Below are 1408 nucleotides of genomic sequence, written 5' to 3' on the forward strand. Positions count from 1 at the left end.
CTGGATTGACACGACTTCGGCGGTACGCTTGAGCCCCGCTACATTGTCGGCGCGGAATCACTTGACCAGTGAGCTATTACGCACTCTTTCAAGGGTGGCTGCTTCTAAGCCAACCTCCTGGTTGTCTCTGCGACTCCACATCCTTTCCCACTTAGCGTACGCTTAGGGGCCTTAGTCGATGCTCTGGGCTGTTTCCCTCTCGACCATGGAGCTTATCCCCCACAGTCTCACTGCCGCGCTCTCACTTACCGGCATTCGGAGTTTGGCTAAGGTCAGTAACCCGGTAGGGCCCATCGCCTATCCAGTGCTCTACCTCCGGCAAGAAACACACGACGCTGCACCTAAATGCATTTCGGGGAGAACCAGCTATCACGGAGTTTGATTGGCCTTTCACCCCTAACCACAGGTCATCCCCCAGGTTTTCAACCCTGGTGGGTTCGGTCCTCCACACGGTCTTACCCGCGCTTCAACCTGCCCATGGCTAGATCACTCCGCTTCGGGTCTTGAGCGTGCTACTCCAACGCCCTATTCGGACTCGCTTTCGCTACGGCTCCCCCACACGGGTTAACCTCGCAACACACCGCAAACTCGCAGGCTCATTCTTCAAAAGGCACGCAGTCACGACCGCATATGCGAACACATACGGCGACGCTCCCACGGCTTGTAGGCACACGGTTTCAGGTACTATTTCACTCCGCTCCCGCGGTACTTTTCACCATTCCCTCACGGTACTATCCGCTATCGGTCACCAGGGAATATTTAGGCTTAGCGGGTGGTCCCGCCAGATTCACACGGGATTTCTCGGGCCCCGTGCTACTTGGGTGTCGTACAAGCAAGCCATAGATGTTTCAGCTACGGGGGTCTTACCCTCTACGCCGGGCCTTTCGCATGCCCTTCGCCTACACCTACGGTTTCTGACTCACCCGACGACCGGCAGATCATCGAAGTACGATCCCACAACCCCAACCACGCAACCCCTGCCGGGTATCACACATGACTGGTTTAGCCTCATCCAGTTTCGCTCGCCACTACTCCCGGAATCACGGTTGTTTTCTCTTCCTGCGGGTACTGAGATGTTTCACTTCCCCGCGTTCCCTCCACATACCCTATATATTCAGGTACGGGTGACAGCCCATGACGACTGCCGGGTTTCCCCATTCGGACACCCCCGGATCAAAGCTCGGTTGACAGCTCCCCGGGGCCTATCGCGGCCTCCCACGTCCTTCATCGGTTCCTGGTGCCAAGGCATCCACCGTGCGCCCTTAAAAACTTGGCCACAGATGCTCGCGTTCACTGTGCAGTTCTCAAACAACGACCAGCCACCCACCACCCCACCCTCAACAGGCGAGTTCACTGGGACCGGATCAGAAGGAACAACCTCACGGCCATACCCTCAGACACCCAACAG

Annotated in this window: 1 rRNA gene (only partly in view); it reads right to left on the reverse strand. The window is 57.2% G+C overall.

Going from position 1 to position 1408, the window contains the following annotated elements:
- Positions 1-1276 (reverse strand): 23S ribosomal RNA (locus KUM32_RS36720) (it extends 2009 nt beyond the left edge of the window).
- Positions 1277-1408: the final 132 nt, after the last annotated feature.

The organism is Streptomyces sp. AC627_RSS907, from assembly GCF_019049165.1.